Source organism: Streptomyces sp. PA03-6a (genome assembly GCF_033792765.1).
GTDB lineage: Bacteria > Actinomycetota > Actinomycetes > Streptomycetales > Streptomycetaceae > Actinacidiphila.
Window position 1 is genome coordinate 1 of sequence record NZ_JARAVK010000621.1, and the last position, 638, is coordinate 638.

Below are 638 nucleotides of genomic sequence, written 5' to 3' on the forward strand. Positions count from 1 at the left end.
CACTGGATCCTGAGGATCTGAGAACGGACATCTCGTGGCCATGAAGAACTATCCGCCGCAGTTCAAGGCGGACGCGGTCGCGCTGTACCAGTCGCGGCCCGAGGCGACGATTCGGCAGGTCGCTGCCGATCTGGGGATCAATCCCGAGACCCTCCGGAACTGGGTCAGGGCAGCCGGAGCGAGCCGGCCGCGAGGACGCCGCACGGAGGCACTGGCCGAGCCGCCCACACCGCTGGAGGCGGAGAACGCGGCCCTGCGCAAGAAGGTCCGCGAGTTGGAAGAAGAGCGGGAGATCCTGCGGAAGGCGGCCACGTATTTCGCCGGGGAGACGCGCTGGTGAACCGCTTCCAGTTCGTCGCCGACCACCAGCGCCGTTATGGCGTGAAGCGGCTGTGCACCATCCTCGGCATCGCCCGCTCCAGCTACTACTACTGGCGCGCGACCGCTGCGGACCGGGCTGCCCGGCGGGCGTCCGACGCTCGTCTTGCTGCCCGGATACGGGTTGTGCACCGCGGGTCGGACGGCACCTACGGCGTCCCCAGGATCACCGCCGAGCTTCGCGAGGAGGGCGAGCGGGTCAACCACAAGCGGATCGCGCGCGTGATGCGGCGCATCAATCTCGCGGGAGTCCGGCTGCG

Annotated in this window: 2 protein-coding genes; both read left to right on the top strand. The window is 69.0% G+C overall.

All coding sequences use genetic code 11. The features are described from left to right. The first annotated feature begins 40 nt into the window (after window positions 1-40). Window positions 41-340: a transposase gene (locus tag PV350_RS46920; protein ID WP_500339347.1), complete on the top strand. Its 300-nt coding sequence runs from the start codon at window positions 41-43 to the stop codon at window positions 338-340. Beyond that, window positions 337-638, top strand: a 302-nt coding sequence (locus PV350_RS46925) for an IS3 family transposase (protein WP_500339346.1), incomplete at its 3' end; no start/stop codon positions are given. The genes PV350_RS46920 and PV350_RS46925, both read left to right, overlap by 4 nt.